We start from the raw sequence: 1,308 nt of genomic DNA, 5'->3' as shown, positions 1-1,308 counted from the left end.
CGGAGAGCCGCTCGCCGGTCCCGAGCGTCGGCTGCTGGATGCGATCGTCGCCCAGCTCGCCGCCGCGATCGAGCACACCGATCTGCGGGCCACCGCCAGGGAGGCTGAGGCTCTGGCCGAGACCGATCAGGTGCGCAGCGCTCTGCTGTCGGCCGTGAGCCACGATCTTCGGCGTCCGCTCGCCTCCGCGGTCGCCGCGATCGGTGGTCTTCGCGGTGCCCACGGACTGTCCGAGTCCGACCGCGCCGAGTTGCTCGCGACCGCCGACGAGAGCCTCGCGACGCTGTCGACGCTCGTCACGGATCTGCTCGACGTGAGCCGCGTGCAGGCCGGAGTCCTGGCGGTCTCATCGTCCCGGATGGACGCTGCGGGCATCGTGCTCACAGCCGTCGACGAGCTGGGTCTCGGCCCGTCCGACGTCGAGCTGGCCCTCGACCCCGATCTGCCCCCGCTGCACGCCGACCCCGTGCTGCTGCTTCGCGTGCTGGTCAACGTGATCGCCAACGCCCACCGGCATGCCCCTGACGACTCACGCATCATCGTCTCCACGAGCGCTCTCGGCGACCGTGCCGAGATCCGCATCATCGACCGCGGGGAAGGCGTCTCGCCCGAGCGGCGCGACCGCATCTTCCAGCCGTTCCAACGCTTCGGCGACACCGACAACACCACGGGACTCGGTCTGGGACTCGCCCTGTCGCGCGGGTTCACCGAGGGCATGGGCGGTACCCTGACACCCGAGGACACCCCCGGCGGCGGCCTCACGATGGTCATCTCCCTGCCGCTGGCCGCAGGATCCCGCGACATGGAAGGCACGGAGTGAAGCTCCTCATCGCCGACGACGATCCGCAGATGGTCCGCGCCCTGCGGATCACCCTCGCCGCCCACGGCTACGACGTGGTTGTCGCCCCCGACGGAGCGGCCGCGATCGCCGCAGCCGCTCAGACGCATCCGGATCTCATCATGCTCGATCTCGGCATGCCCCGCCTCGACGGCATCGAGGTCATCCAAGCGCTTCGCGGATGGACCAACGTGCCCATCATCGTGGTGTCGGGACGCACGGGGTCCGCCGACAAGGTCGAGGCACTCGACGCCGGGGCCGACGACTTCGTGACCAAGCCGTTCCAGGTGGACGAGCTGCTGGCACGTCTGCGGGCGCTGTCACGACGGTCTGCTCCGGCGGGCGGCGAGTCCACGGTGGCTTTCGGCGATGTGGTGGTCGACCTCTCGACCAAGACCGTCACCCGCGGCGGCACGAGGGTGCACCTCACGCCGACCGAGTGGCGCATGCTGGAGCACCTGTCCCGGCAC

Annotated in this window: 2 protein-coding genes; both read left to right on the top strand. The window is 70.3% G+C overall.

All coding sequences use genetic code 11. The annotated features are described in order from the left end of the window. Window positions 1-820 (top strand): sensor histidine kinase KdpD (locus tag DSP71_RS15955; protein WP_258546493.1); only part of this gene is annotated, 820 nt, incomplete at its 5' end. Then, window positions 817-1,308: response regulator transcription factor (locus DSP71_RS15950; protein WP_258546492.1), on the top strand; the 492-nt coding region annotated here is incomplete at its 3' end. The genes DSP71_RS15955 and DSP71_RS15950, both read left to right, overlap by 4 nt.

Source organism: Microbacterium sp. H6, assembly GCF_003314775.1.
GTDB lineage: Bacteria > Actinomycetota > Actinomycetes > Actinomycetales > Microbacteriaceae > Microbacterium > Microbacterium oxydans.
This window is presented reverse-complemented; position numbering and strand designations above follow the sequence as displayed.